The organism is Sphingomonas sp. CCH5-D11 (genome assembly GCF_001557395.1).
Taxonomy (GTDB): domain Bacteria; phylum Pseudomonadota; class Alphaproteobacteria; order Sphingomonadales; family Sphingomonadaceae; genus Sphingomonas.
Window position 1 is genome coordinate 1 of the sequence record NZ_LSKH01000095.1, and the last position, 1,207, is coordinate 1,207.

The window sequence follows — 1,207 nt, forward strand, 5'->3', positions numbered from 1 at the left end:
CCGAGCCGTATCACGGGTCGGACGCGACCCATATGGCGACGCGAGCGGTGCGCGAAACGCGGGACGGCGTGGATGGCTGGCTCATCAACGGCGAGAAGATGTGGACGAGCGGCATGAACTCGGCAACGCATTGCGCCCTGTTCGCGCGTACGAGCGGTGAGGACGGCGCGGCGCGCGGGATCACCTGCTTCCTGGTGCCGGCCGACGATTCGGGCGTGAAGGCGGAGGAATATCTCTGGACCTTCAACATGCCGACCGACCACCCGCGCGTGAGCTTCACCAACGTCTGGGTGCCGGATGCCGCGATCTTCGGGCCACCCGAGGGTGGGCTCGCGCTCGCGCAATCGTTTGTGCACGAGAACCGGATCAGGCAGGCCGCCGGTTCGCTCGGCTCGGCAGTTTACTGCATCGAGGAAGCCATCCGCTACGCGCGGCAACGCAAGCCGTTCGGCGAAGATCTCGCGCGCAACCAGGCAATCCAGTTCCCGCTGGTGGAACTCGCCACGCAGTGTGAGATGCTGCGCCTGCTGATCCGCAAGACGGCCTGGGAGATGGACCAGATGCCGCATCCTGAGGTGGAGAAGCGCATCTCCGACAAGGTATCGATGTGCAACTATTGGGCGAACCGCCTATGCTGTGAGGCGGCTGATCGCGCGATGCAGGTGCATGGCGGCATCGGCTATTCGCGGCACAAGGCGTTCGAGCACATCTACCGCCATCACCGCCGCTATCGCATCACCGAAGGAACCGAGGAGATCCAGATGCGCAAGGTGGCCGCCTTCCTGTTCGGCTATCTTGGTCCGCGCCGGGCGGAGTTCGCCAACCTCACGTATGATGATGTCGACTATCGCAAGCAGAGCCAGATCCGCCCGCGCAGCGGCCGGCAAGCGATCGAGACCGTTCGGGCTCCTTGTGCCGGGAGCTGAGGGCGGGACCGGTGAGGCATGTTTCCGGCCGACGCCCGGGCGTGATGGAGATGGATCGATGAGGCACCAGAGCATCCGAGCGTGGCCGGTGGGGCGCTTGATAAGGCGCCCGCGCTTGGCGCCCCGCCGTGACGCAGCCGGTTTGGTGGAGAACGCGGCGTGACCATTGCGATGCAGGCAGCGGTACCGCCGAACGCTTCGGCATCGACTGGGAGTGGCAGGGAGCAGTTCCTGGCGTCCTTGCTGGCGATGGCGCAGCGCGTCGACCCTTCGGTAACGGC

Annotated in this window: 1 protein-coding gene; it reads left to right on the forward strand. The window is 65.7% G+C overall.

Annotation, left to right across the window (positions count from 1 at the left end; all coding sequences use genetic code 11):
- Positions 1-926: acyl-CoA dehydrogenase (locus AX702_RS06310; RefSeq protein ID WP_197420510.1), on the forward strand; the 926-nt coding region annotated here is incomplete at its 5' end.
- Between the last annotated feature and the right edge of the window lie 281 nt (positions 927-1,207).